This is a genomic window from Cnuibacter sp. UC19_7 (genome assembly GCF_042699995.1).
Classification (GTDB): domain Bacteria; phylum Actinomycetota; class Actinomycetes; order Actinomycetales; family Microbacteriaceae; genus Cnuibacter.
Genome location: NZ_CP170560.1, coordinates 1,311,201 through 1,336,628, shown reverse-complemented (window position 1 = coordinate 1,336,628; position 25,428 = coordinate 1,311,201). Strand labels below are relative to the sequence as shown.

Annotated in this window: 25 protein-coding genes and 1 tRNA gene; 13 read left to right on the top strand and 13 right to left on the bottom strand. The window is 69.9% G+C overall.

Features of this window, described 5'->3' with window-relative positions; translation table 11 throughout:
* Positions 1-27: 27 nt before the first annotated feature.
* From ACFJGV_RS06240 to ACFJGV_RS06225, 4 genes are all read left to right on the top strand, one after another.
* Complete coding sequence (locus ACFJGV_RS06240) at positions 28-3,384, top strand: Ig-like domain repeat protein (protein WP_378147670.1); 3,357 nt, start codon at positions 28-30, stop codon at positions 3,382-3,384.
* 155 nt (positions 3,385-3,539) lie between these two features.
* Positions 3,540-4,403, top strand: a complete 864-nt coding sequence (locus ACFJGV_RS06235; protein WP_378147668.1) for a DUF2510 domain-containing protein — start codon at positions 3,540-3,542, stop codon at positions 4,401-4,403.
* A gap of 79 nt (positions 4,404-4,482) precedes the next feature.
* Complete coding sequence (locus ACFJGV_RS06230; RefSeq protein ID WP_378147667.1) at positions 4,483-4,785, top strand: hypothetical protein; 303 nt, start codon at positions 4,483-4,485, stop codon at positions 4,783-4,785.
* Complete coding sequence (locus ACFJGV_RS06225; RefSeq protein WP_378147665.1) at positions 4,751-5,047, top strand: hypothetical protein; 297 nt, start codon at positions 4,751-4,753, stop codon at positions 5,045-5,047. Before ACFJGV_RS06230 ends, ACFJGV_RS06225 begins: the two co-directional genes overlap by 35 nt.
* Here the strand turns inward: ACFJGV_RS06225 and ACFJGV_RS06220 are convergent.
* From ACFJGV_RS06220 to ACFJGV_RS06210, 3 genes are all read right to left on the bottom strand, one after another.
* The gene (locus ACFJGV_RS06220; RefSeq protein WP_378147664.1) at positions 5,007-5,522 is read right to left on the bottom strand and encodes a VanZ family protein; all 516 of its coding nucleotides are present in this window, start codon (positions 5,520-5,522) and stop codon (positions 5,007-5,009) included. The two genes, ACFJGV_RS06225 and ACFJGV_RS06220, sit on opposite strands and share 41 nt — an antisense overlap.
* 289 nt (positions 5,523-5,811) lie before the next feature.
* A complete protein-coding gene (locus ACFJGV_RS06215; RefSeq protein WP_378147663.1) occupies positions 5,812-6,993 on the bottom strand; it encodes a sensor histidine kinase in 1,182 nt (393 codons plus the stop codon).
* Positions 6,990-7,640 (bottom strand): response regulator, encoded by a 651-nt coding sequence (locus ACFJGV_RS06210; protein ID WP_378147661.1) that lies wholly within the window; start codon positions 7,638-7,640, stop codon positions 6,990-6,992. The genes ACFJGV_RS06215 and ACFJGV_RS06210 overlap by 4 nt, the downstream gene beginning before the upstream one ends.
* A 150-nt stretch (positions 7,641-7,790) precedes the next feature.
* Here ACFJGV_RS06210 and ACFJGV_RS06205 point away from each other — a divergent pair, with 150 nt between their 5' ends.
* Both ACFJGV_RS06205 and ACFJGV_RS06200 read left to right on the top strand, forming a co-directional pair.
* Positions 7,791-8,975 (top strand): hypothetical protein, encoded by a 1,185-nt coding sequence (locus tag ACFJGV_RS06205; protein WP_378147659.1) that lies wholly within the window; start codon positions 7,791-7,793, stop codon positions 8,973-8,975.
* Positions 8,939-9,412 (top strand): hypothetical protein, encoded by a 474-nt coding sequence (locus ACFJGV_RS06200; protein WP_378147657.1) that lies wholly within the window; start codon positions 8,939-8,941, stop codon positions 9,410-9,412. Before ACFJGV_RS06205 ends, ACFJGV_RS06200 begins: the two co-directional genes overlap by 37 nt.
* A 69-nt stretch (positions 9,413-9,481) precedes the next feature.
* Here ACFJGV_RS06200 and ACFJGV_RS06195 read toward each other — a convergent pair whose 3' ends face one another.
* The 6 genes from ACFJGV_RS06195 to ACFJGV_RS06170 all read right to left on the bottom strand — a co-directional run bounded on the left by ACFJGV_RS06195 (position 9,482) and on the right by ACFJGV_RS06170 (position 16,384).
* The gene (locus tag ACFJGV_RS06195) at positions 9,482-9,685 is read right to left on the bottom strand and encodes a cold-shock protein (RefSeq protein ID WP_085020228.1); all 204 of its coding nucleotides are present in this window, start codon (positions 9,683-9,685) and stop codon (positions 9,482-9,484) included.
* A 114-nt stretch (positions 9,686-9,799) separates the two neighbouring features.
* Positions 9,800-10,768: a DUF4436 family protein gene (locus ACFJGV_RS06190; protein ID WP_378147656.1), complete on the bottom strand. Its 969-nt coding sequence runs from the start codon at positions 10,766-10,768 to the stop codon at positions 9,800-9,802.
* Positions 10,769-10,770: 2 nt separating this feature from the next.
* The gene (locus ACFJGV_RS06185; protein WP_378147654.1) at positions 10,771-12,282 is read right to left on the bottom strand and encodes a flavin-containing monooxygenase; all 1,512 of its coding nucleotides are present in this window, start codon (positions 12,280-12,282) and stop codon (positions 10,771-10,773) included.
* Positions 12,279-12,953, bottom strand: coding sequence for an alpha/beta fold hydrolase (locus tag ACFJGV_RS06180; RefSeq protein ID WP_378147653.1), 675 nt, complete (start codon positions 12,951-12,953; stop codon positions 12,279-12,281). Before ACFJGV_RS06180 ends, ACFJGV_RS06185 begins: the two co-directional genes overlap by 4 nt.
* 4 nt (positions 12,954-12,957) lie before the next feature.
* Positions 12,958-15,378 (bottom strand): 7,8-didemethyl-8-hydroxy-5-deazariboflavin synthase CofG, encoded by a 2,421-nt coding sequence (gene cofG / locus ACFJGV_RS06175; protein WP_378147651.1) that lies wholly within the window; start codon positions 15,376-15,378, stop codon positions 12,958-12,960.
* Between the two features lie 142 nt (positions 15,379-15,520).
* Positions 15,521-16,384, bottom strand: coding sequence for a TetR/AcrR family transcriptional regulator (locus ACFJGV_RS06170; RefSeq protein WP_378147650.1), 864 nt, complete (start codon positions 16,382-16,384; stop codon positions 15,521-15,523).
* Positions 16,385-16,638: 254 nt separating this feature from the next.
* Here ACFJGV_RS06170 and ACFJGV_RS06165 point away from each other — a divergent pair, with 254 nt between their 5' ends.
* Positions 16,639-17,358 (top strand): hypothetical protein, encoded by a 720-nt coding sequence (locus ACFJGV_RS06165; RefSeq protein WP_378147648.1) that lies wholly within the window; start codon positions 16,639-16,641, stop codon positions 17,356-17,358.
* Between the two features lie 10 nt (positions 17,359-17,368).
* Positions 17,369-18,337, top strand: coding sequence for a ThiF family adenylyltransferase (locus tag ACFJGV_RS06160; protein WP_378147646.1), 969 nt, complete (start codon positions 17,369-17,371; stop codon positions 18,335-18,337).
* A 15-nt stretch (positions 18,338-18,352) separates the two neighbouring features.
* Here the strand turns inward: ACFJGV_RS06160 and ACFJGV_RS06155 are convergent, their stop codons facing one another.
* Positions 18,353-18,595 carry a hypothetical protein gene (locus ACFJGV_RS06155; protein WP_378147645.1) on the bottom strand — a complete coding sequence of 81 codons (243 nt, stop codon included), beginning with the start codon at positions 18,593-18,595 and terminating at the stop codon, positions 18,353-18,355.
* Positions 18,596-18,826: 231 nt separating this feature from the next.
* Here ACFJGV_RS06155 and ACFJGV_RS06150 point away from each other — a divergent pair, with 231 nt between their 5' ends.
* From ACFJGV_RS06150 to ACFJGV_RS06135, 4 genes are all read left to right on the top strand, one after another.
* Entirely contained in the window at positions 18,827-19,213 is a 387-nt protein-coding gene (locus ACFJGV_RS06150) for a VOC family protein (RefSeq protein WP_378147644.1), read from the top strand.
* A 54-nt stretch (positions 19,214-19,267) separates the two neighbouring features.
* Positions 19,268-20,386 carry an Rv2578c family radical SAM protein gene (locus ACFJGV_RS06145; protein WP_378147642.1) on the top strand — a complete coding sequence of 373 codons (1,119 nt, stop codon included), beginning with the start codon at positions 19,268-19,270 and terminating at the stop codon, positions 20,384-20,386.
* A gap of 44 nt (positions 20,387-20,430) precedes the next feature.
* Complete coding sequence (locus ACFJGV_RS06140) at positions 20,431-21,039, top strand: thymidine kinase (RefSeq protein WP_378147640.1); 609 nt, start codon at positions 20,431-20,433, stop codon at positions 21,037-21,039.
* Positions 21,040-21,273: 234 nt separating this feature from the next.
* A complete protein-coding gene (locus tag ACFJGV_RS06135; protein ID WP_378147639.1) occupies positions 21,274-21,555 on the top strand; it encodes a hypothetical protein in 282 nt (93 codons plus the stop codon).
* 72 nt (positions 21,556-21,627) lie between these two features.
* On the opposite strand, the gene ACFJGV_RS06130 is transcribed toward ACFJGV_RS06135, so the two are convergent.
* The 3 genes from ACFJGV_RS06130 to ACFJGV_RS06120 form a co-directional block, all read right to left on the bottom strand.
* A tRNA-Pro gene (locus ACFJGV_RS06130) sits at positions 21,628-21,701 on the bottom strand.
* 68 nt (positions 21,702-21,769) lie between these two features.
* A complete protein-coding gene (locus ACFJGV_RS06125; RefSeq protein ID WP_378147638.1) occupies positions 21,770-22,699 on the bottom strand; it encodes a metallophosphoesterase in 930 nt (309 codons plus the stop codon).
* The gene (locus tag ACFJGV_RS06120; protein ID WP_378147637.1) at positions 22,696-25,203 is read right to left on the bottom strand and encodes a transglycosylase domain-containing protein; all 2,508 of its coding nucleotides are present in this window, start codon (positions 25,201-25,203) and stop codon (positions 22,696-22,698) included. The genes ACFJGV_RS06125 and ACFJGV_RS06120 overlap by 4 nt, the downstream gene beginning before the upstream one ends.
* Positions 25,204-25,256: 53 nt before the next feature.
* Between ACFJGV_RS06120 and ACFJGV_RS06115 the strand changes: the two genes are divergently transcribed.
* The gene (locus tag ACFJGV_RS06115; protein ID WP_378147635.1) at positions 25,257-25,427 is read left to right on the top strand and encodes a hypothetical protein; all 171 of its coding nucleotides are present in this window, start codon (positions 25,257-25,259) and stop codon (positions 25,425-25,427) included.
* Position 25,428: the final 1 nt, after the last annotated feature.

Sequence of the window (25,428 nt, the reverse complement as noted above, 5' to 3'; positions counted from 1 at the left end):
ACACGCACACACGCGAGGCGGTGGATCGTGGGAGCGATCGCCGTCGCGCTCGCGCCCGGATTGGCGCTGTCGGCGGCCTCCGTCGCCGTGGCCGCCCCGGCGCCCGACCCGGTCGTCGCCTCCGGCAGCGACTGGACCGTCACCACCACCCCCGGTGGCTACCTGGTCGACCTGAAGCTCGACGAGCCGCTGCCCATGGTGAACGACGCCCCGACGATCGTCGTCGATGGCGAGCCCCTCGGCCTTGCCCAGGAGTCCGAGGACGGCCTCTCGCTCCGCATCGTCACCAACGACCCGACGGTCGCCGACGCCACGGACGTGAGCAAGGGCTGGTCGAGCGGTGAGGAGGACAAGGCCTCCGAGACGACAGAGACGCCCGTCACCGAGGAGTCCCCTCAGAGCCGCATCATGACCGAGCAGCTCGACGCGCTCGCCGACGTCGCTGCCGTTCCGGACCCGTCGACGCTCGGGCAGTACGGCGTCACCGAGGCCGAGTACGACTTCGGAGACCAGGCCATCGCGCTCGCAGCCATCGGCGGCATCCGCGGTGAGATGACCGGCAAGATGTACCTCACCGACGCTACGGGCGAGCGTCCCACCATCGTGCTGCTGCACGGGCGCCACACCTCGTGCGCCCCGAGCCAGGGCGCCAACCCGCTGCGCTGGCCCTGTGGTCCGACGCAGATGAACGTCCGCTCCTACCTCGGCTACGAGGGCACGGCCCGCGCACTCGCGACGAACGGCTACAACGTGCTGTCGATCGCGGCCAACTCGGTCAACTCGAACGACAACCAGCTCGCCCTCGACTACGGTGCACAGGCGCGTGGCCAGCTCATCCTCGACACCCTCTCGATGCTCGAGAAGGCCAACGCCGGCGTCGCGGTCTCCTACGACGACATCACGACCGCCACCGACACCGCCCCGAGCGTCACCACCACCCGCACGCTCGACGAGGCGCTCCTCCGCGCCACGACGCGCACCGACCAGCCGGCTGCTGCGTCGGGCGTCACCGCCGCGTCGCTCAAGGGGCGGTTCGACCTCGACCACGTCGGCATCATGGGCCACTCCCGTGGTGGCGAGGGCGTCGTCTCCGCTGCGACCCTCAACCAGGGTCTCGCGAAGCCGTTCGGGATCGAGTCGGTCCTGCCGCTCGCCCCGGTCGACTTCGGCCGCATGACGCTGCCCGATGTGCCCACCGCCGTGTTCCTTCCGTATTGCGACGGCGACGTCTCCAATCAGCAGGGCCAGCACTTCATCGACGACTCGCGCCACGCGTTCGACGACAACGTGCTGCGTTCCGCCGTCTGGGTGATGGGTGCGAACCACAACTTCTTCAACACGGTGTGGACGCCCGGCCTGTACCCGGCGGCGACCGGCGACGACTGGTCCACCCGTGACACCACCTCGAGCTGCTCCACCCGCGATTCGACCCGTCTCACCGCGGCACAGCAGTACCAGGTGGGCGTCAGCTACATGACCGGCTTCTTCCGCCTCACCATGGGCGGCGAGACGCAGTTCCAGTCCCTCTTCGACGGTTCGGTCAAGCCCTCCACCACGGCGACGTCCTACGCCGACGTGCGTGTGATGGCTGCTCAGCCGGCGTCGAGCACCTCGCTCGTGACCGACTTCACCACGAACAACTCGCTCATCCGGGTGTCGGGTGGAGCGACCGCGGCGGTGTGCACCAACCTCTCCGGACGCACCGTCTCGCAGTCGCTGCCGTTCTGCGCCACGACCAAGGGTTCGTCGCAGGTTCCGCACTGGACGCCCGGCTCGTTCGCTCCGAACGTGCCCGAGTTCCCCACCACGCGGTTCCTCTGGACGGGCGCCTCGACGACCGACCCGTCGGTGCCCAGCACCGGCCAGCTGCGGATCACCGTGCCCGCTGACCACCGCGATCTCAGCACCCGGTCGCAGATCACGCTGAAGACCGCCCCCGACGAGTCCGTGCCCAGCGGCACCGACTTCACCATCACGGTGGTCGACGGAACGGGCGCGACCTACCAGGTCGCCGCATCCGCTCTGAACCCCTTGGCGATCAACCGGATGCCCGGAGGCACCAACACCACGCTGAACAAGATCGTGCTGCAGCAGCTCACGATCCCCACGTCGACCATCACCGGGATCGACCTGCGCGACGTCCGCGAGATCCGTCTCACGGCGGGCGTGGGTGCCGACGGCACGGGCACCGGCGGGGTCTACCTGTCCGACCTCGCCTTCGACACCCCGTCGGTAGGCACCCCCGTGGTGCAGACGCGGACCACGGTGAACATCGCGCCGACCGCGGTCGAGGAGGGCTCGGGCCCGGGCTCGGCCGAGGTCGCGGCCTACCTCAGCCGTGCCGACACGAAGCCGGTCACCGGGTACGTCAGCGTGCTCGGATCGGCCTCTGGAGCGGTGGGCATCGGGATGGAGAAGGTCACCTTCCAGCCCGGCGAGACCTGCAAGACCGTCACGGTCGCCACCCTCGGCAACAGCGCCGCCTCCGACAAGGGCAGCAGCAACTTCAAGGTGAGCGCCACGAACACGAGCAACGCGGTGATGGGAGCCCAGGCCTTCAACAACCTGACGGTCCGTGAGGACGACGGCACGACGGGCACTGAGATCCCCGCGGTCGGCATCCAGGGTGACGCGTGCGCCGAGTACGAGGCCTCGCTCGCCCCGGTGCCCCTCGCCGTCGACAAGGATGCCGTCGCTCCCGGTGACTCGTTCACCGTGACCGCGTCCGGCTTCCGCGTCGGAGAGGCTGTCCTCTTCGGCTTCGGCGGCGCCGACCTCGGCGTCACCATCGCCGACGACGCGGGTGCGGCCACCTGGACGGTCGCCGTCCCCGAGAACGCGGCCCTCGGTCCCGTCGAGGTGACCGCCTTCGGCGCGGGCTCGAAGCGCGACGCTCGCGCCTCCGTGTCCGTGCTGGCGCCGACCGCCACCGTGCTGACGGCGCCCGCGTCGTCCACCGAGGGTGACGAGATCGCCCTCCAGGCCACCGTGACGGGCGCTTCTGTCGGGGGGACCGTCTCCTTCGTCGAGGGCGACACCGTCCTCGGCACGGCGGATGCCGTCGACGGCGTCGCGACGTTCCGTTACGCGGGGCTCACGGTCGGCCAGCACACCGTGGTCGCCGCCTTCGGCCAGACGGCCACGGCGTTCGCCTCGGTCTCGGATCCGGTCGTGATCACCGTCGCCGCCGCTCCGGTCCCGTCGCCCGTGCCGGGTCCGGACGGATCGGGTGGCAACGCTGTGCCGGCGGGTGCCGGTTCGTCGTCGGGCGACCTCGCTTCGACGGGGCTGAACGTGGGGCTGTGGATCGTCGGTTCCGTGCTCGTGCTCGGAGCAGGCGCGACCATCCTCGTCATGGCCCGTCGACGTCGAGTGACCGAGTAGTCCGCGGTCGGCGGGGATGACCCGCCGAGAAGAGGGGTCGCGACCCACTCGAGCTCTGACGGGTTCGAGCGGGTCGCGGCCCCTCGCTGCGTGATCGTGTCCCGTCGACACCGATCACGCTACGGTCGAAGTGACGGTTCCAGGGGAGGACGTGGATGAACGCAGCGCCGGGTTGGTACGACGCAGGGACGCCCGGGCGGCTCCGCTGGTGGGATGGCGCGCAGTGGACGGAGCACGAGCGCGACATGGCCCCGCCGGCCGCCGCCGTGACCCCCGCCCCGCCGGTGCAGGGCGCTGCCACCGGCCCGGTGATGGGCTGGTACCAGCCCGCATCCGGCCCGGTGCGCTGGTGGGATGGCCAGAAGTGGAGCGGCATGCGCTTCCGGGACGGCCGACCCGGCATCGACTGGGCGACTTCCGAGCAGCCGGCCGCGGCGTGGGCGTTCGCGTTCGTCTTCCTCGGCCTCGCCCTCTCGCAGTTCGTGCTCGGTGCCCTTGCTCAGACCGTCGTGGTCAGCGGTGTGGGGACGATGCTGCTCACGATCCTCTGGTTCGCGATCGCGATCACGAGCAGCGCGGTGCGACGTATCCCCGCGCCGACCGGCGATCCGCTGGTGTCCGACATCGTGCGGCCTCTGCCGGGCGAGCAGGAGGGCCCCGGCGCGGGCTGGTACCCGGTCTCCGCCGGTGCCAGCCGCTGGTGGACGGGAACCCGCTGGAGCGAGTACACCCAGAGCCGCTTCGGCATCCGCCCGACCTTCCACGGCCCGCGCTCGTACCGTCTCTACATCTGGCTCTGCTGGGGGATGGTCGCGCTCGGCGTCCTGCTCCTCATCGCGGGCATCGTCCTCATGTGGGTCGGGGCGAATGCCTCGGACTACGGTCTCACGACCGTGATCGGGGTCGTGATGCTCCTCGGTGGCATCCTGTTCGGGGTACTGGGCGGCCTGCTGCTCGCCTTCTCCTCGATGCAGCGCCGACTGCTGCTCATTCCGAAGTCACCACCGCTGATGGCCTGAGCTCCGGGCTGCCCAGGCCCTGTCGGACGACACGCCGCTCGGGTTTCGAGTGTCGAACGTATGTTCTATCCTCGTCCGCATGGCATGGCATCCGCGACAAGACCTCCGGCCCACGGAGTACCTCTACAACCTGCCCGGCACCACGCGGCCGTACGCCATCATCCGGCTCGTCGAGGTGCGTGCGGGGGAGCAGCAGGTCGTGCGCTGGCGAGCGGTCACCTACGAAGAACCGCGCGCTCTGATCGGCGAGGGGTACTGGCCCGGGCTCGACACGTGCGTCGAGGTCGTGCATCGGTTCGCCGTGCGGGAGGGCGCGCACGCGCCCGACATCCGTACCGTGCATCCGGATGCCCACGGCCGGCCACCCGGCGGCGGCCGCTGAGGTGGCGCACTGGAGTCCGCGTCGGCAACTCGTACGCGTCGGCGAACACGAGTGGCTCATGCGCGACGGCGCCGAGCGGATCGCGATCGTGCGAGCCGTGCGGATGCGCGGCCGCCTCCACTTCCGTGCCGTCACCTGGGCGCCCGAGTCCGGCGGACGCCACCTGCTCGGCTACTTCCCCGACCTCGACTCGCTCGCCGCGATCGTCTGGCGCGAGTGGCTCATCGCCAACGGGAGGTCGACCGATCTTCCACCTCGGTGATCGCCGGTGAAGGCGCCGCGCTCGCCGCCCTCGGCGTGTTCTCGAGGTGGCGCACCCGGAGCGCGAGGAGGATCACCGCCCCGATCAACGCCCCGATGACCCCACCTGTCGTGTTCGCGATCACATCGTCGAAGGTGGCATAACGGCTGGGCAGGAACAGGCCCTGGAACGTCTCGATCGTTCCCGAGAGCACGAAGCAGGCGACCATCGCGCCCCACCACCAGCGCCGACCGAGCCACAGCGCGAGCAGGATGCCGAGGGGGAGGAACATCCCGATGTTCGCGGTGTACTCGATGTGGCGGTACTCGACGAATGTGAAGAGGCCGCGCCGATGCAGTCCGCGGAGGATCGTCGTGATCGTGCTCCGTGAATCGGCGTCGACAGGAGTGGGCCACATGACGATGACGAGAACGATCACGACATAGGCGAGGAGCGCGATGAGCGCGAAGCGCTGCACACGAGGGAACTCTCTCATCGGCGGCCTCCCTTCGCGTCTCGACCCGATGGCCGGAGGCTCCGATGCCCGCTTCGGTCCTGCGAGTCTAGCCATCCTGGAGCACGCCGCGAGCGGGATCGGCGGTCTCGCGCTACGCTGAGCGCACCTGCTCCACTTCGACGACGATGTGACCCGTAGGAGTGACCCCATGCCGCTGTCGACCCGACTCCGACTGATCGTTCTCACCGCCGCCGGCGCGATCGGCTCCGCCGCCATCCTGGGAGGCGTCGCCCTCATCCGCGTGCTCTGACCACCGCTCGCCGGTCGATCAGGGAGCGGCAGCCGGCTCCACGTCAACGGGCGCCACGGCGGTGAGTGCCGCCCCACCGAGCGCCGCCGAGCGCTCCAGCACGAGCGAGCCGCCGAGCAGGTCGAGGTGCCGGCGCAGACGATCCAGACCCGACCAGGACGCCATCTCGGGAGGGCCCGAACCGTCGTCGTCGACCACCAGATGCACCCGCGACGGCGTCTCGAACTGCAGGTCGACCGCGACCGCCGACGCGCCCCCGTGCCGGAGCGCGTTGCTCAACGCCTCCTCCGCGGTGCGCACCAGCAGCAGACGTGTGCTCGGCGGCAGCGTCGCACGGGCATCGAGAGAGCGAGCCACATCGTGGAAGCGCGCCTCCACGGCCACATGCGCAGGCAGTCGCATGACCAGCGCGGTGAGCGCGGGGTCGAGCCCCCGGTCGAGGTCGACCGGGTACAGCACACCGCTGAGGCTCCGCAGCTCGCGCTCGCGCAGATCGCGCACCGTGCCCGACGCACGCCGCAGGCGCTCCGCCTCGGCGGGATCGACGTGGGTCGCCACCTCGTCGAGCTCGGCCTCGAGCATCACGAAGACGCTCTGCACACTGCCGTGGATGCCCTGCGCCACCTCTCGACGCACCCGCAGCTCCTCCTCCTGCAGCTCACGGTAGGCGAGCACGGTCTCGAGCTGGCTCTGAACCCGCTCGCGCTCACCCGCCCGCAGCCGCCGCCATGCGCCGACCATCGCGAATCCGATGAGGAGGGTCACGAGGCACGCGGCGCTGGTCGTGATGATCTCGGCGAACGCCACCCAGGCGGTGCGATCCGCGTAGACGCCCGTGGCGATCTGGGCCAGGGCCCGTACGAGGGCGCAGCCCACCACGATGAGGATGCTCTGCAGCACCGCGATCGGGAACGAGCGGCGCTCGGGCCGGAACAGGGCGACGAGGGCGAGCACGAGACACACCGTGCCGACGTTGATCACCCCGCGCAGCACGAGCTCCACGACAGGAGCCGAGGGGAGGCCGCGGAGGGTGGACGAGTACACGCCCATGGCGAGCACCGACTGCACACTCGTCGCCACGGCGAAGAGGAGTCCGATGACCGCCGAGACGGTGAGCATCACACGTGCGTCCTGGCGGGAGTCGTGGTCGGCCCAGGCCTTCCTGACACCCGCGGTCCAGGCGAACGCGTGGACGGTCACCGCGAGTGCTCGACGAACATCAGCGCGGCCTGCACCCGCGGGTTCCGCTGGTCTGTCGCGGCCAGGCCGAGCGCACCGTAGATGGCGTTGACGTGATTGTCGGCGGAGCGGCTCGCGATGCCGAGCTGCTCGGCGATCGCCATGTTCGTCATCCCGGAGGCGAGCAGCGACAGCACCTCGCGCTGCCGCTCGGTGAGCGACTCGAGCGGGCTGCCGGCACGGGGCTCGCGCACGGAGGCGAGCGCCGGGTCGATCACGGTGCGCCCGGTGCTCGAGGCCTGCAGCGCGGCCACGAGCGATCCGGCCGAGAGCGCCGACGTCTTCGACAGGTAGCTCCATCCGGCGGCGTCGCGTCGGTCGAGCTGCAGCATCCGGTGCAGGGCGTCGACCGCCGAGAGGATCACGACGCCCACCCGGGGGTTCGCCGCCCGGAATGCGGTGCCCACGTCGAACCCGTCACCGTCGCCCAGGTCGAGGTCGACGAGGGCCACGTCGAAGCCGCGCGGGTCGAGGGTCCGGGCATCCTTCGCGCTGGCCGCCGAGCCGACGACCGCGATGCCGGGGGCGGCGTGCAGCAGCCCGACGAGCATCTGCCGGTACAGCGGCTGATCCTCGACGACGACGACACGCACACCTCGGTCGCTCATGCCCTCATCCTCTCACTCGACGCGTGTCGTTCTCCACGCCCGAATGGGTGGTAGTACTCGGATCTGATGCACGGGCTCACGATCTGGGTCAAGATGCCGTCGAGGTGTGCTCCGCCCCGTGAGCCGCCCGCTCCGCGAGAGAGGGGACTCGTGAACCGTCGACTCCTACCCGCTGGCGTTATCGCCGCGGCGGTGCTGCTCATCCCGACCCTGGCGAGCGCGCCGGCGTCGGCCCTCGGCACCGACACAGCGCCGCCACAGAGCGGTGGCGCCGCAGTCGCCGAGCCCGCCGCGCTGCAGCCGCTCGAGCGCTGCCTGGTGCCGACCGCGACGGCAGACCCACCGGTGCAGACCCCGATCGACACCGGGCGGTTCGCCGACGGATCCATCTCGTGCATCCGCCCCGGGAAGACCGCGACCCTCCACCTGGGCGCGGCGGAGGACCCCGCATCGGCCGGGCTGGCGCTGGTCCGCCTCTCGGCAAACATCGTCCTCGCGGTGGAGTCCCGCCGCTCGATCGGCGCCGACGCCGACAGCACAGCGGCCGAGGGGGCACTCGTCTACCGGATCGACGCGTCGGTACCGCAGACCCGCGACGCCGACGCGCTCGCGGCCGCTCCGCTCCAGCCGGGCGACACCTATACCGATGAGACGGGTGTGACGGTCACCGTCGCTGCCGCGGATGCGGCGGGCGACACGATCTCGGTCGACACCAGCGCTCTGGTGCACACCGATACGAAGCGCACCATCGCGTACTACCAGACCTCGCGAGTCGACAACAAGATCACCAACCCCTACATCTCGCCGCTGCCCCTCCTGACCGAGGGCACAGGCACCGACTACGTCATCCTCGGCGCGATCAAGCTCAAGGAAGAGGGCGTCATCCTCAACGATCACACCCCCGACGACCCGTACTACGTGCCGGTGTGGGCCGACCTCGCCGCGATGCAGGCACAGGGTGTGCCCGTCATCGGGATGGTCGGCGGGGATCAGAACCCGTCGTGGCAGACGCTGAGCGACGACTTCGACGTGCAGTACCCGCGGTTGAGGGATCTCATCGTGAAGTACCACCTCGACGGCATCGACCTCGACGTCGAGACGCCGACCGACATCACGGTCGTGGAGGCCGTGATCGACGCATTGCGTGTGGACTTCGGCCCGACGTTCCTCGTCACCCTGTCGCCGGTCGCGGCGGGGATGGCGGGTGAGATCGACCGGCTCTCGAAACTCGACTACAACCGGCTCTACGCCGACCGCGGCGACGACATCGACTGGTTCAACCTGCAGACGTATTGCGGATGGGCGAGCCGACGGAGGAGTTCTTCTCCGAGGTGATCGGATACCAGGCGGAGAGGGGAGGGGTGCCTGCCTCGAAGCTCGTGATGGGGGTCCTCTCGAACCCCATCAACTGCCCCGAGGCCAACGGGTGGATCGGCCTCCGTCCGCTCCTCGAGGAGGTCAGCGAGCTGGCCGCGACACAGGCGGACTTCGGTGGAGTCGCCACGTGGGAGTACTACAACTCCGACCCCGGAGGAACCGCCGCGCCCTGGCGGCTGAACGGGCTGCTGACGGATGCGATGAACGGCATCCTCCCGCCCGAGCCCGGCCCTGAGCCGTCGCCCGCCGCTGGAGGCAGCACGAGCACGAGCACTCTCGCGGCGACCGGCTCGGGATATGATCCCGCACCCGCCGTCCTCCTGGCGCTGCTGATGCTCGCCCTGGGCACGGGCTCAGTCGCGGCGATCACGCGCAGGCGACGCGGGCGCGCCTGAGGCCACACGGCGAAGGGCCCGAGACCACCGTCGTGGTGGCTCGGGCCCTTCGGCGTCGAACGCTCCTGATCAGAGCGGGCGGACGTTCGCGGCCTGCAGGCCCTTGCGGCCGGGCTCGGTGTCGAACTCGACCTGCTGGTTCTCCTCCAGCGTGCGGAAGCCGCTCGTCGCGATCGCGGAGAAGTGCACGAACACGTCGGGCGTGCCGTCGGCCGGGGCGATGAACCCGAAGCCCTTCTCCTGGTTGAACCATTTCACAGTGCCCGTTGCCATGCCGACTCCTTCAAGCGGTCTCTCGACTTCCCAGCCGCGGTGGAGAGCCGAAGCCCAGATGTGAACAACGTAGCAACGCGAGCCCATCCGAGGGAATGCCTCCGGGGCAGAATCTCACCTGCCGTCGGGCTTGTCGTCGACGACCGCCGCGCGAGGCCCTCGGTACTCCGGGTAGGGCGTGCCCCAACGGTTCCAGGCGGCCACGTAGATGGCGAGTCCGACCACCAGCCCGACGATCACCCACAGCACCACGAGGATGTCGACCCACGACCCGATCGGAGGTGATCCGGGGAAGAAGTTGCGCACCGTGATCGTCGCGAAGAGCATCGTGCCCATCCAGCTCGTCAGCGTCGCCTCGACCCGACGTCTGCCGATGTACGCCGAGATCGCGACGAACAGCACGAGGATGGGCATCACCGCGAGCAGCGTGAGCAGCACGAGCCCGAACGTGATGATGCTCCAGTCACGCTTGGCGGAGAGGTCGTAGGTCTGGACGTCGACCTTCGAGCCGTCGAAGTCCGGGTAGATGACGTCACCCTCGGAGAGGCCGATGTTCCACCCGGGAGGCTGCCCGACGAGCCGGAACTGAACGGGGATCGCCTGGGACGGGCCCGCGGCCGTGGGATAGGCCAGGGCGTACACCTCGTCGGTGTCGTACTTGTCGAACGGCCAGTTCTCGACCTTGCCGTCGACGATGACCGAGATCGAGGTCATCGGGATGGGCGCGCCGGCCTTGAGCTGGATGCCGGGCGAGCCGTCGACCGGGTTGATGAGGATCGTGATGTCCTCGGTGACCGTGAACCTGTCCTGGAGGTACTTGTCGGGCAGTGTGTAGACGTCGACATCGGCCGAGACCCGTTCCTTCGACCCGTCCACGTTCTGCGGTGTGAGGTCGAGGACGATCTTGTCGGGATCGGGTGCCGGCAGCTCGGTCGTCTTCGCCGTCCGCCCGTTCGTCGCATAGAGCGTGACGAGGCCGACATAGGTCACGATGATGAGGGCGCCCAGCAGGATCGCCATCCAGAAGCGCGGCGACCGCAGCAGGCCACGGGGTCGTGGTGTGTCGAGTGCCGGCCGCGCCATGGTCAGAGCCTAAGGGATCCGCGCCGGTCCCCTCGCGACGCGCGAACGGGCTCATAGGCGTCGGGATCGACGGAGGAGAGGCGCTCGCGGAAGGTGTGGGCGAAGTCGGGCCAGACGAGCGTCAGCCGGTGGGCGGCCGAGTCGAGGTACCAGCTCTCACAGCCCCCGAGCATCCACACCGTCGAGGCGGCGCGTGCGTCGACCTCGTCGCGGCTCGCGCGCTCCGCCTCGGCGGTGGGCTCGAGGGCATCGGCGTCGCACGCCTCGGTCTCGTCGAGCACGGCGAGCACGTAGTCGATCTGCGCCTCGATCATGGCGATCGCGGAGTTGTGGCCGAGGCTCGCATTGGGTCCGTTCACGACGAACAGCCCCGGGAACCCGTGCACGGTGGTGGAGGCGTACGCCGTCATCCCCTCGGACCAGTGGTCGGCCAGGAGCAGTCCATCGCGCCCGGTGACACGCTGGGCGAAGGGCGGACGGGTGCTGTGGAAGCCGGTGGCGAGCACGAGCACATCGACGTCGCGCTCGCTGCCGTCCTTCGCGCGCACCGTGGATCCGCTCACCGACTCGAGTGCCGCGGGGACCACCGAGACGTGGGGGAGGGTGAGGACGGGGTAGTAGTCGTCCGAGAGCAGCACGCGCTTGCAGCCCACCTCGTAATCGGGGGTCAGCGCGGCCCGGAGCGCGGGGTCGGCGACCGCCGCCTCCAGGTGGCCGAGCGCGGCGGAGCGCAGGCGCTCGCGGTATCCCTCGAGCCCTGGCGCGCCCGCCCGAGCGGCGAAGCCCTCCTCCATGCTCCAGAACAGGCCGTCGCGCAGGCGCCGCAGGGAGTGCGGGTCGGCGGCGAGAGCCGCCTTCTCCTCGTCGCCGAAAGCGCGGTCGCCCCGCGGCATCACGTACGGCGCCGAACGCTGGAACAGCACCACCTCGGCGGCCTGCTCCGCGACCCGCGGCACGATCTGCACCGCGCTCGCACCCGATCCCACGACGCCGACGCGCTTGCCCCGCAGCTCGACATCGTCGCGCCAGCGGGCGGAGTGGAACACCGGCCCGGGGAACGACTCGAGGCCCGGGGTCGAGGGGATGCGCGGCTCCGACAACCGGCCGGCCGCCATGACGAGCGCGCGGGCCTCGAACTCACCCCGCGTCGTCGCGACGAGCCACCGGCCGGCACTCTCGTCCCAGCGGGCCTCGGTCATCTCGGTGTCGAGGCGGATGTGCGGGGCCAGGCCCTCCTCACGCACGCACTCGGCGAGGTAGTCGCGGATCTCGGCGCCGGGCGCGAACGTGCGCGTCCAGTCGGGCTTCAGCCGGAAGGAGAAGGAGTAGAGGTGCGAGGGGATGTCGCACGCGACCCCCGGATACGCGTTGTCCCACCACGTGCCGCCCACGCCCGAGCTGCGCTCGATCACGGCGAACGAGCGCACACCCTGGCGCGCGAGCCGGATCGCCGTGCCGATGCCGGCGAAGCCCGCACCGACGACGAGCACGTCGACGCGGGTCGCGCCGATCATGCGGCCGCCGCCCGGTACGACGTGCCGGCCGGATGCGCGTGCGGATCGGTGAGGAACCGGGTGAGCAGCGCGAGCACCTCGGCGGGGCGCTCGACGAAGACGCCGTGACCCGACTCGACGGAGGCGAGCCGAGCATCCGGGGCCGCGTCGACGAGACGGAGAGCGTCGTCGGGTGCGGCGAGGGCATCGTCGGCGCAGCGGATGACGAGCATGGGTGCGGTGATCGACGCCGCGCGGGCGAGGAGGTCGACGCCGTTCAGCGCGGCGAGCTCGGCCGCCGCCCGGGCGCGGTCGATCACGGGCTCCTGCGCTTCCGGGCGGAGGGCGCGGAAGGGGGCGCTGAGGAAGGGGATGTCGGGGGTGGAGGGCGAGAGCACGGGAGCGATGAGCGTGACGGTCGCAGCGGAGACCGTGGCGGTGCCGCTGGCGAGCCGCAGTGCCAGGGCGGCGCCGGCGCCGTAGCCGACGAGGTGGAGGGGACGCTCCCCTCTCGAGAGCACGTCCTGACCGGGGGCGCCCACGTCGAGGGCATCCACGCCGATCACGCGCTGGGAGCGGCCGAGCATCGGGCCGAGGAAGCCGAAGTCGGCCGCGACCGTGCTGCCGAAGCCGGGGAGGAGCGCCACCGGGTCGCCGTCGGAGCCCCACCTCGTGACCGAGGGCGACGCCATCCGCTCAGGCCGCCTCGGTGCCGACGACACGACCGGCCGGCGCGGCTGCGTCCGAGTAGTCGGTGCGACGCAGCCGCACAGGGCGGCCGAGCTCGGCCGCGAGGCGCGAGACGTCGTCGAGGGTCAGCTGGCGGTGAGCCTCGGCGCCGGCGAGAGGATCGACCACGCCGTCGAGCAGGATGCCACCCAGATCGTCGGCGCCGCCGGCGAGCACACGCTGGGCGGTGGCCGTGCCGAGCTTGGTCCAGGCGGCCTGCACGTGGTCGATCCGACCGGCGAGCAGGAGACGGGCGACAGCGTGGAGGGCACGTTCGTCGTCGGTGCTCGGGCCGGCCGGGACACGTGCCGCGACGGCGGGCAGCGCCTCCCACGGCACGTAGGGCATGGGGATGAACTCGGTGAAGCCGCCCGTCTGCCCCTGGATCGAGGCGAGCAGCCGCAGGTGCTCGACGCGCTGCGCGAGCGTCTCGACGTGTCCGAACACCATGGTCGAGGTCGTGCGCAGACCCGCGCGGTGCGCGGCCGTCACCGAGGCGATCCACTGCTCGACCGTGGTCTCGGCGCCTCCGCTCAGCAGTGAGCGCACGTCGTCGTCGAGGATGCGCGCGCCCGTGCCCGGCATGGTGTCGACCCCGGCGTCGCGCAGCGCCGCGACGGTGTCGTCGAGCGACAGCCCGAGCCGCCGAGAGGCGTCGAGCACCTCGGCGGGGCGGAAGGCGTGCAGATGCAGATCCGGCGCGACCGCCTTGATGCGCCGCGGGATCTCGAGGTACGTCTCGCCGGGGGCGCCTGCCGGCACCGGGCCCTGCAGGCACACCTCGGAGGCACCCAGCGCAACCGCCTCCGCCGCGAGCGACTCGAGGAGGCCGGGGTCGCGTGCCACGGCACCCGTGTCGAGGTTGCGGTTGACGACCACGGAGACGGCGTCGCCGACCGCCGAGCGGCGCACCGCATCCGCCAGGGCGGCGAGCTCGTCGAGCTGCTCGCCACGAGCCGAGAGGAGCGTCACGAACCCGGCGTCGTCGAGCGCAGCGCCCGCCTCGCGCACGGCCTCGAGAGCATCGCGCACCGCGGGGTCGCCCGATGTCGCGGTCGGCGCCGAGGTGCGGGCGGCGGCCGCGGCGACGGTGGGCGAGGGCGTCCAGGGTCGGCCCTCCACGGGCGCCGACTCGTCGGCGAGGCCCGTACCGGGATCGACGAGGGCGTCGACGTGCTCCCACAACCGCGGGTCGATCCACTCGTCGCGGTCGGCCAGGTACTGCGGATGCGCGGTGAGGCGCTCGCGGAGCTCGTACCCGGTCGAGCGGGTGAGGGCGGCGAGGTCCTCGAGGTGCGGCCAGGGCCGCTCGGGGTTCACATGGTCGGGAGTGAGCGGGCTCACACCGCCCCAGTCGTCGATGCCGGCACGCACGAGGAGGTCGAGCTCCTGCTGGTCGGTGAGGTTCGGGGGCGCCTGGATGGTCGCATCCGGCCCCATCACGACACGAGCCACCGCGACGGCGGCGATGTACTCCTGCAGGGCGAGGTCGGCCTCGTTCTGCATCGCCGTGCGCGGCTTGGCGCGGAAGTTCTGCACGATCGTCTCCTGCACGTGCCCGAAGGTCTCGTGCGACCGGCGGATCTCGAACAGCGCCTCGGCGCGCTCCGCATCCGTCTCGCCGATGCCGAGCAGGACACCGGTCGTGAAGGGCACCCGCGAGCGGCCCGCGTCGTCGATCACGCGCAGGCGGAGGGCCGGATCTTTGTCGGGCGACCCGTAGTGCACGCCGCCCTTCTCGGACCACAGGCGGGTGGCCGTGGTCTCGAGCATCATGCCCATCGACGGGGCGACCGGGCGGAGCGTCTGCAGTTCAGCCCACGACATCACGCCGGGGTTCATGTGGGGCAGGAGGCCCGTCTCCTCGAGCACGGCCTGCCCCATGTCGCGCAGGTAGTCGATGGTGGAGGCGTACCCGTGCTCGTCGAGCCAGGCGCGTGCCTGCTTCCACCGGTCCTCAGGGCGGTCGCCGAGCGTGAACAGCGCCTCCTTGCAGCCGAGCGCCGCACCCTCGCGGGCGATGTCGAGGATCTCCTCACGAGAGAGGTACGTGGGCTCGTGGTTGCGAGCCAGACCGCCCGGGGTCTCGACGAAGATGCAGTAGTGGCAGCGATCGCGGCACAGCTTCGTGACCGGGATGAAGACCTTCTTCGAGTAGGTGATCACCCCCGGGGTGCCGCGTCTGGCCAAGCCCTCGTCGCGCATCCGCGAGGCGATCTCGAGCAGCTGGTCGAGGTCGGCGCCGCGGGCGGCGAAGAGCACCGCAGCGTCCTCCTGCGTCACGGCTCCCGAGCGCGCCGCGTCGAGCGCCGATCGCATGCGCGCGGGGGAATGCGCCACAGCCGCAGGGATGTGGGCGAACACGGGGTGGGGCAGGAGCTCGGCCATGACTGGACAAGCCTAATCCCGCGGGGACGGCGCCTCGCCCGTGTGCTCCGTCCAGGTCGGAAGGGCGCCGTGCAGCTAGTCAGCCGCGCATGTAGTGAAGCGTGTCGCTAGCTCGACGCTCGAGACATGCCTCGTCGCGGGTTCAGCCCTCGCCGCGGCGACGCACCTCGACGATGGGCATCTCGTCGATGCCCGACGACAGACGGGCGATCGCCGCCTCGGCGTCGTACGAGGGATCGGGGACGAGGAACGTGTTGATGATGCCGAGATAGGCCATCGCGGCGAGCGACATCTCGGCCTGGCGACCGTCGTTGTCGACCGTGTAGTGCGACTCGACGATGTCGGGGATCGTGGTGCGCGCGATGCCGAGGCCCTCGATGATCGCGGCGGCCGCCAGCACGAACGGGCGGTAGTCGTCGTCGAGGTCGGGACGCAGCATGAAGCCCACCGTGGGCACGATGTTGCGGTAGAAGACCTCCATCGTGTCGAGGAAGGCCAGCTCGCTGTTGCGCAGCTCGGCGACGATGCGCTCGCGGAGCCGCTCGTCGGGGTAGGAGAGCGCGGTGGAGGAGAGCGCGACGTAGGTGCGCCACTGGATGGAGGACGTCACCGTCTCGAAGTTCTGCTCGGCCGCGATGCCGGTCACGTCGAACAGCACACGGCGGCGGCCCTCGGGGGTGCGGAGCTCGTCGGCGCGGAACCCGAGGTACTCCCACGTGGCGACGAGCGACTCCTCGTCGGCGCGGCCGGGCTGCACCTGGTTCGCGACCTCGGTGAGGAGGTCCTCGAAGAACGCCTCCTTCGACTCCCAGATGCGGTAGACGGAGCTGCGGGGGACACCCGCCTCCTTGATGAGGTCGTCCATGAGCAGGTGCTCGAACCCGACGGTCAGGCCGTTGGTGTTGACGAGGTCGATCGCGGTCTGGAGGAGGGTCGAACGCACCTCATCGCGCGACGCCCGTGTCCGCCCGGGACCCGGCTTCGTCCAGCTGTTCTCCGACATCATCACCCACTTCCGACATCATTTTGAGACATAATGTCCCAAGTTGCAATCGCGGGAGTGGCGCTCCTATGCTCGGGTCATCGGCGACCAGCTTATTACGGCGCGTCACCGGGTATCCACGAACGGTGACTCGATGGGGGCTGGATGCTGTACGGCATGTCGCTGACGCCCGCCCACGCACTGCGCAGCAGAGAGAGCGGCGCTCTCTCGTGACGCGCGTCGACCGCTCCGTCCCGAATTCCGCCGTCATCCCGGTCGTGACCTCTTCGACCGCCTTCGACAGCGAGCGCACCGCCCGCCTCGCGACCGGCATCATCGCGATCAACGGGGTCGCCGTGCCGGGCATGGAGGCGGTGTACCGCTCCCACTTCGACTTCCGCCGCCGCGTGTACGTCGACCAGACCGGCCAGCTCGATCCGAGCGACCTGTCCGAGGACGGCACCGACCGCGACCCCGACGACGCCCGGTCGGTCACCTTCGCGGTGCTCGAGAACGCGCCCGACGGCGTGCGCATCGTCGGGGTGGCGCGCACGATCATCAAGGGCGCCGACGGCGTCGACCGTCCGCTCCCGGTCGAGGACTTCTGCCCCGAGCTGTTCGCCGACGACCCGCTGCCCGCAGGCAGCGTCGAGGTGTCGCGCGTGATCGCACGGCACGAGCGCGTCGCGATGCAGGAGCTCATCCAGTGGCACCTCTTCGCGCTCATGTCGGCCTACTTCTCGGGCCACGACGTGGGGCGCACGTTCGCGATCATCGAGCCGTGGCTCGAGCGCCTGCTTGCGGGCGTGCTGGCGATCAGCCGCATCGGCGAGCCGCGCTACATCGAGCACTACCTCGACTACAACCTGCCCGTGGAGTTCGACCTGGCCGGCTCCGCCGAACGCATCACCGAGCGCAACGCGACCATCCTCCAGCAGCTCATGGACGCAGACGGCGCACTGGAGTACTTCGGTCGCGTCTCCCGCTCGGAAGGCTGATCGGGGCGACATGAGGTCGACCTCCTCACCGGAGTTCTCGCGCAACTACGGATTCTGGAGCGAGGTCGAGCAGCAGGCCATCCTCGGCGCCCGTGTCGCGATCGCCGGCGTGGGCGGAGTGGGGTTCCAGCTCGGGACGAAGCTGGCCCGGATGGGCGTGAGCAGCTTCGCGATCGCCGACCCCGAGGTCTTCGAGCCGCAGAACGCGAACCGGGTGCCCGGCGCATCCGCTTCGACCTACGGGCGCATGAAGGCGGAGGTGTTCCGCGAGCAGGTGCGCGACATCAACCCCCGCGCCGTCGTCCACGTCTACCGGGAGGGCGTCACGGTCGACAACGTCGCCGAGTTCCTGGAGGGCGCGACGCTCGTCTTCGACGAGTCGGAGTCGACCCAGCCCGAGATCGGCGTCGGGCTGGCCCGGGAGGCCCGCCGGCTCGGCATCCCGGACGTGCTCGTGGTCAACGTGGGGTTCGCCGCCACCGTCACGTCGTTCCTACCCCGGTCGCGCTGGACCTTCGAGCGCTTCCTCGGGCTCTCCGAGACCGCGCCGCTCGACGAGATCGCCGGCGCGACGCTCGACTACACACGCTTCCTGCCGTACATCCCGCCCTACAGCGACCTGCGCGCGCTCGTCACGCTCACCACCGACGCCCCCGACGGCTCGTCGGCCTCGCTGCCGTCGATCTCACCCGGGGTCGACCTCGCCAGTGCGCTCGGCTCGACGCAGGCGTTCCTGCACATCCTGTCGGCGGCCGGACTCGGCTCCCGGCGACGCCGACCCGTCGAGGCCCCGGCCGTGGCGTACCTCGACGCCTACACGATGAAGGCGCGCATCATCAGGCTCGGCCGCGGCACGCACCGTCGGCACCTCATCGCCGCCTACGCCCGGCAGCGGCTGGGGCTCAACCCGGGGGTGAGCTACTCGCACGCCGAGATCGCGGCCAGGCACGACGACGACCGCGAGGCCGGCGGGCGCTGAGGCTCGCGAGCCGCGTCAGGCCGAGATGCGCGGGATAGGCCCCGTGGCGTCGATCGGTGTGTAGTGCTCGGCCGCCTCCTCGGGCGAGCCGTACGGCCCGACCCACGCGAACCTGTCATGTCGGCGGGAGTGCTTCAGGTGCCACCCGTCTCGAAGCCGGTACGCCGTGCCCACCGGCATGTCCCTGTCGACATCGGCACCCTCCTCGAAGAGGTGAGCCACCGTGTCGGATGCCCGAACTACCACGATCCCCATCACAGGACCGAGATTACCTCGCCTCCCCGTCGAAGTGTGTTACGGGCAGGAAAAATGTCGGGTGACGAGGGACTCAGGCGGCATCCGTGTACTCTGTGTGGCACGGGGCGCGTCAACACCGGAACCGCTCGTGGCCGTCAGGGTAACGGCATCACACAGTGGCGACGTGGGGCGTCCTTGCGGGATGAGAGTATCGGGTCCTCTCATCCCGCTAAACACTTAAGGAGACCGTGCGTGGAGATCCTCCGTGTGCACCACATCGCGATCATCGCGACCGACTACGAGCGCTCGAAGGCCTTCTACCTCGATGTGCTCGGCTGCGAGCTCATCGTCGAGCACCACAGGGTCGAGCGCGACTCCTGGAAGGGCGACCTCGCCCTGAACGGCGAGTACCTCATCGAGCTGTTCTCGTTCCCCGACCCGCCCCAGCGGCGGTCGTGGCCCGAGTCGACGGGCCTACGTCATCTCGCCTTCGCGGTGCCGTCGGTGGAGAGTGCGCGCGCCGAGCTGCAGGCGAAGGGCGTCCGCTGCGAGGAGATCCGCATCGACCCCTACACCGAGAAGCGCATGATGTTCTTCTTCGACCCCGACGACCAGCCGCTCGAGATCTACGAGGTCTGATCCGCGCCGCGCGCCCTGCTTGCCGCATATTCGAATCTGTGTTCGAATGTCGACATGAGATGGGATGCGCAGCAGCTCACGACCGACGCGCCCTCGGCCCTGCCGGGACTGGCGAGGCTCAACCAGCTCGTGCGATCGGTGACCACCCCCGAGTTCGCCGGGGTCACCTTCCACGAGGTGCTGGCGAAGAGTGCGCTCAACCACGTCTCGGGCGCGAGCAACGCGATGCCCAACGCCTGGACCATCAACCCCTACCGTGGCTGCTCCCACGCGTGCGTCTACTGCTTCGCCCGCCCCACCCACGACTACCTCGAGCTCGGAGCCGGTGACGGCTTCGACCGCGAGATCGTGGTCAAGGTGAACGTCGCCGAGGTGCTCGCCGCCGAGCTCAAGCGTCCGCGCTGGGCGAAGGCCACCGCGGAGGCCGGGGGAGTGCCCGCGGTCGCACTCGGCACCAACACCGACCCGTATCAGCGGGCGGAGGGGCGGTACTCGCTCATGCCGGGCATCCTCCATGAGCTCACCTCGGCGCGGGTGCCGTTCTCCATCCTGACGAAGGGGTCGCTGCTGCGTCGCGACCTCGACCTGATCGCCGCCGCGGCCGAGGAGGTGCCGGTGAGCCTGGCGATGTCGATCGCGGTCTACGACGACGAGCTCCAGGCCTCGGTCGAGCCCGGCACGCCCTCGACGAAGGCCCGCCTCGCGACGGTGAGGGCCATCCGCGAGAAGGGCATGCCGTGCCAGGTCTTCCTCATGCCGATCCTGCCGTTGCTCACCGATGGTGTCGACCACCTCGACCACGCTCTCGGCATGGTGGCCGACTCGGGCGCGACCTCGGTGGTGTGGACGCCGCTGCACCTCAAGCCCGGGGTGAAGCAGTGGTACCTGGCGTGGCTCGGCCGCGAGCATCCAGAGCTCATGCCCGCCTATGCGCGGCTCTACTCGCGGGGCGCCTACGCGCCGGCCGAGTACCGCCGGTGGTTGGAGGAGCGGATGCGGCCGCTGCTGCGCAAGCACCGGCTCGCCCGCGGATCGGAGGCCACCGGCACGGGAGGTCCGGTCGTCGCTCGCGGCTCGGGCGACCTGCGTGTGCCCGTGACAGGACGGCGTGCGGGGTCGGGGCCAGCGTTCCCGCCCGCGTCGGCGGTCGATCAACAGCTCGCGCTGTTCTGAGCCCGCCACGCTCAGGATCTCTCGCCGCACCTAGGATCTCTTAGGTGGCGAAACTCTACTTCCGGTTCGGGGCGATGAACAGCGGCAAGAGCACCGCTCTGCTGCAGGCCGCATTCAACTACGAGGAGCGTGGCCAGCACGTCCTGCTCACGAAGCCCGCGGTCGACACCAAGGGCGACACGCTCATCGTGTCGCGCCTCGGCGTCACCCGCGAGGTCGACTTCGTGATCGGCCCCGACACCGACGTCCGCGAGGAGTTCGGGCGGCGGCGCGACGAGGAGGTCGCCGTGACCGGGGTCGACGTCAGCTGCCTGCTCGTCGACGAGGCGCAGTTCCTCACCTCCGAGCAGGTCGACGACCTGCTGCGCATCGCCATCATGGATGCGGTGCCGGTGCTGGCCTACGGCATCCGCAACGACTTCCAGACCAACGGATTCCCCGGCAGCATCAGGCTGCTCGAGATCGCGCACAGCCTCGAGGAGCTCAAGACCATCTGCCGGTGCGGTCGCAAGGCGATCTTCAACGCCCGCAAGATCGGCGAGTCCTTCGTGTTCGACGGCGACCAGGTCGCCATCGACGGCGAGGACGTGACGTACGAGTCGCTGTGCGGCCAGTGCTACCTCGAGGAGTCGCACGGGCGCCTCGCCCGCTGAGTCTGTTAGCCTCGCGCTACCGACCCGGCTCCGCGCCGCCGATCACGCCCTGGGGGAACAACGATGTCTCACCACCGCCGTCCCGCACTGCGTCTCGCTGCCGCCGCGACACTCGTGCTCGCTGCCTCCGCGGGGCTCGCTGCGTGTTCGTCCTCGTCGGGCTCCTCTCCTGCGCCGTCGCCGAGCTCCAGCTCCAGCTCCTCGCCGAGCCCGAGCCCGAGCGCGACGAGCGGTGTGGTCGCCCCCATCATCGTGGCGGTGGCCGACGTCGACGGCACCACGGTGACGGTGCCACTCGGGAACGCGCTCGTGCTCACCTCCGACACCGAGCCGCTCGGCGACTGGACCGCTCAGGTGTCCGATCCCGCGGTGCTGCGCTTCGAGCCGGGGTCCACCTCGGGGAGCGCGCAGTTCAATCCCGGCTTCGAGTCCCTCTCGGCGGGCACGACCGACGTGACGATGAGCAACTCGTCGACCGGGACATCCGTCTCATTCACCGTCGACGTCACCGAGTGAGGGTCCGGTTCGGGGGCGCGGACCCCGGGAACGAGAGAAGCCGGCCAGCTGTGCGCTGACCGGCTTCGCCTGTCGGGGTGGCGGGATTCGAACCCACGGCCTCCTCGTCCCGAACGAGGCGCGCTACCAAGCTGCGCCACACCCCGAAGGATTCAGCGCTGTCGCGCCGAGGCCTCATCAAGAATAGCCGATAAATCGGCGCCCGCACGCCACCTCATGCGGAGGCGGCGGTGAGGGTGATCAGCGACGCCTCCGGACGGCAGGCGAAGCGGAACGGGGCGTAGATCGACGTCCCCAATCCGGCGGAGACGTTGAGGTCGGCGCTGCGCCCCCCGTGCGACCAGGTGCTGAGCCCCTTGACCTGTCGGCGCGGGATGTCGCAGTTGGTGACGAGGGCGCCGAACCCCGGCACGCAGACCTGCCCGCCGTGGGTGTGACCGGCGAAGATCGCCGCGGATCCGAGGTCGACGAACGAGTTCAGCACTCGCTGGTACGGGGCGTGTGCGACACCGACCAGGACGCCGTCTCCGACGGGGGAGTCGCGGCGCACCTGTTCGAGAGCGGTGGTCGCCTCGTCGAGCCGGTCGTAGTGGCGGTGCGGATCGTCGACGCCGGCGAAGTCGAGCACGGTGCCGTTGATCGTGAGCCGACCGGCGCGGTTGTCGAGGTCGAGCCATCCGAACGACTCGAACGCCTCGGTGAGAGATCGGGTGTCGAGCACCTCGACCGAGCCGTGCTGCTTCGACGGGCCGGTGAAATAGCGCATGGGGTTCTTGAACGACGGACCGAAGTAGTCGTTCGAGCCGTGGACGAAGACACCGGGGATGCCGCGGAACACCTCGAGGGCGTGACGGACGGCGGGGATAGCGTCGCGGTGCCCGAGGTTGTCGCCCGTGTCGATCACGAGGTCGGGCTCGAACCGGGCGAGCTCGCGGATCCACTCCTGCTTGTCGCGCTGCCACGGCGCCATGTGGAGGTCGGAGAGGTGCAGCACCCGGATGGGCGGGGCGCCGGCCGGCAGCACGGGCATCGTCCCGCGACGGAGGGTGTAGAGCTTGCGCTCGACGAGGGTGCCGTAGGCGAAGGCGCCCGCGCCGGCGGCCGCGACCACCCCGAGGGCGGCCGCGGCCGAACGGGCCGTCATCGACCGGGTATGGAGGCGCCGACCGTCAGCGCCACCGCGGTACCGCGTGGCACCTCGGAGTCTCCGGCCGGGTTCTGCGCCGAGACCAGACCCTGCTGGTTGTTGGCCGGGATGCCCGTGGGTGTCAGACCCGCTGCGATCAACTGGGCCGCCGCATCCGATGCCTTGAGGCCCACCACGCTGGGCACCTTCACGAGCGTGCCGTTCGAGGTGTTCACCGTGATCGTGGAGCCGCGAGACGCGCTGCCCGTGGGGTTCGTCGAGACGACGGTGCCCGCGGGGGCCGACGAGTCGACCGGACCGCCGTCCTGCATCTCGAAGCCGGCGCCGGCGAGGGCGGCCTTGGCCGCATCGATGGTCATGCCGACGACGTTCGGGATCGCGACCTGGACGCCGTTGAGCAGCGTGGAGTCCGGGCTCGGGAAGTTGTCGCCGCCGTACTTGCCGTCGGCTGCGGTCATGTACTGCTTCCAGATGTAGTGGCGCAGGTTACCGCCGCTGTTGCCCTGGATCGTCGAGTTGCGGATGGAGACGGTGCCGACGACGTTGCCCACCCAGACCGCGGTGGCCAGGGTCGAGCTGCCGCCGACGAACCAGGTGTCCTTCTCGGAGTCGGTGGTTCCCGTCTTGCCGAAGTGGGGGATGCCGTCACGAGGGTTCGAGGCGGTCGCCGTTCCGTTGTTGATGACGCCCTGGAGCGCGTAGAGCATCGTCGCGGCGACCTTGGGCTCGACCGCCTGCTTGCACTCCGACTTGGGCACGTCGATGCCGTTGCCCTGAGCGTCGGTGATGCTGTCGATGGCGATCGGCGAGCAGTACACGCCGTTGTTGGCGACGCCCGCGAAGGCGGCGGCCATGGTGAGCGGCGCGATCTCGTTCGTTCCGAGGATGTCCGAGATGTTCATGGTCAGCGGGTTGCCGTCGGCGCGGTGCACCCCGAAGGCCTCCGCGGTGTTCTTGATCTCGCACTGGTCGAGCTTCTGAGCCATGGCGATGAACGCATTGTTCACGGACTGCGCCGTGGCCTGCATCACGGTCACGTTTCCGGGGCTGGCTCCGCCGTCGTTCGCGGGGGAGTAGGGGCCGCCGTATCCGTCGCCACAGGAATTGCGGAACGTCGCCATGTTGAAGGTCTGCTTGTTGCCGTTCACGACGTCGTTCAGCGAATGGCCCGTCTTCAGCCAATCGGCGAGCGTGAATATCTTGTACGTCGAACCGACCTGGAAGCCGGTGGATCCGCCGTAGTCGAAGTCGGTGCTGTAGTTGACCGCACTCGCGTTGGGCGTCACCGCGAGGACGTCGGGATCCGCCGAGTAGTCCTTGTTCTGCGCCATCGCGAGGACCTTGCCCGTCCCGGGCTGCACGGTCACGAGGGACGAGCCCAGATCGAAGCTCCAGGTCTTCGGGACGTAGGCGTCGGTCGCCGCGACCGCCTGCGCCTGCAGGTCGGTGTCGAGCGTCGTGTAGACCTGGTAGCCGCCGCGCTTGAAGTTCTCCCAGCGGGTGTCCTGATCGGCGCCGAAGGCGGGGTCGTTCTGGATGATGTGCGTGACGTAGTCGCAGAAGAAGCCCGCGCCGATGCCGTTGGCTGTCGAGCAGCCGGTGGACGGGGGTGTGATGACGGGCGTGACCGGGGTGGCGATCGCCTCGTCGTACTGGGCCTGCGTGACCTTGTGCTCGCGCAGCATCGACGCGAGGACGTCCTTGTCGCGACGGGCCTGGTTGGCCGCGATGTTGTCGGGGTCGTCGATGCGGAGACCGTTGGGCTCGTTGACGATCGCGACGAGGCTCGCGGCCTGCGCGAGCGTGAGGTCTGCGGCGTTGACGCCGTAGTAGTACCTCGCCGCCGACTGGATGCCGTAGACACGACCGCCGAAGGAGGCGATGTTGAGGTAGCCCGCGAGGATCTGGTCCTTCGTGAACTCCTTCTCCAGGCCGATCGCGAGCTTCATCTCCTTGAGCTTGCGGTCGATGGAGGTCTGCGTGGCCTCTTCGTACGCCTTGTCGCGCTGCGTCGGGTCGGTGATGGCATCGGCGCGCTGCACGAGGATGTTCTTCACGTACTGCATCGAGATGGTCGACGCACCCGACTCCACGCCGCCCGAGGCGGCGTTGCCGACGGCGGCACGGAGCGTGGACGCGATGTCGACGCCGCCGTGCTGGTAGAAGCGAGGATCCTCGGTGGCGACCACCGCGTCCTTCACGTACTGCGAGATCTGGTCCCAGCCCACCTCTTCGCGGTCCTGGTCGAAGACCGACGCGAGCAGCACGGGGTTGCCGGCGCTGTCCTTCGCGAAGATGTTCGTCTTCTCGGCCAGCTGATCCGGCTTGATGTAGCTCGGGAGGTTCTCGAACATCCCGATGGAGTTGTTCGCGGCGATGCCGGTGACGGCGAGCGCGGGCGTGACCATGGCGGTGACCAGGACGCCGGCGATGACGCTCATCCCAACGATCCCCAGGACTGCACCGATCACGCCGCCGGCCGAGGCTTTCGGGGCAGACATGATGAGTAGGGTAAACGACGAAGCTGTTAAACAAGCGATGAGGAGAGACGTTCGTGCCTGCTTGGGAGTATGTGACGACGCCGCTGATGATCCACAACACCGCCGCCATCCTCAACACCTGGGGTTCGGACGGGTGGGAGCTGGTGCAGGTGGTGACCGGCCCCGAGGGCGGGCTCGTCGCCTACTTCAAGCGCCCGGTCGCGTCGTCGAGCTCGGAGGCGTGAG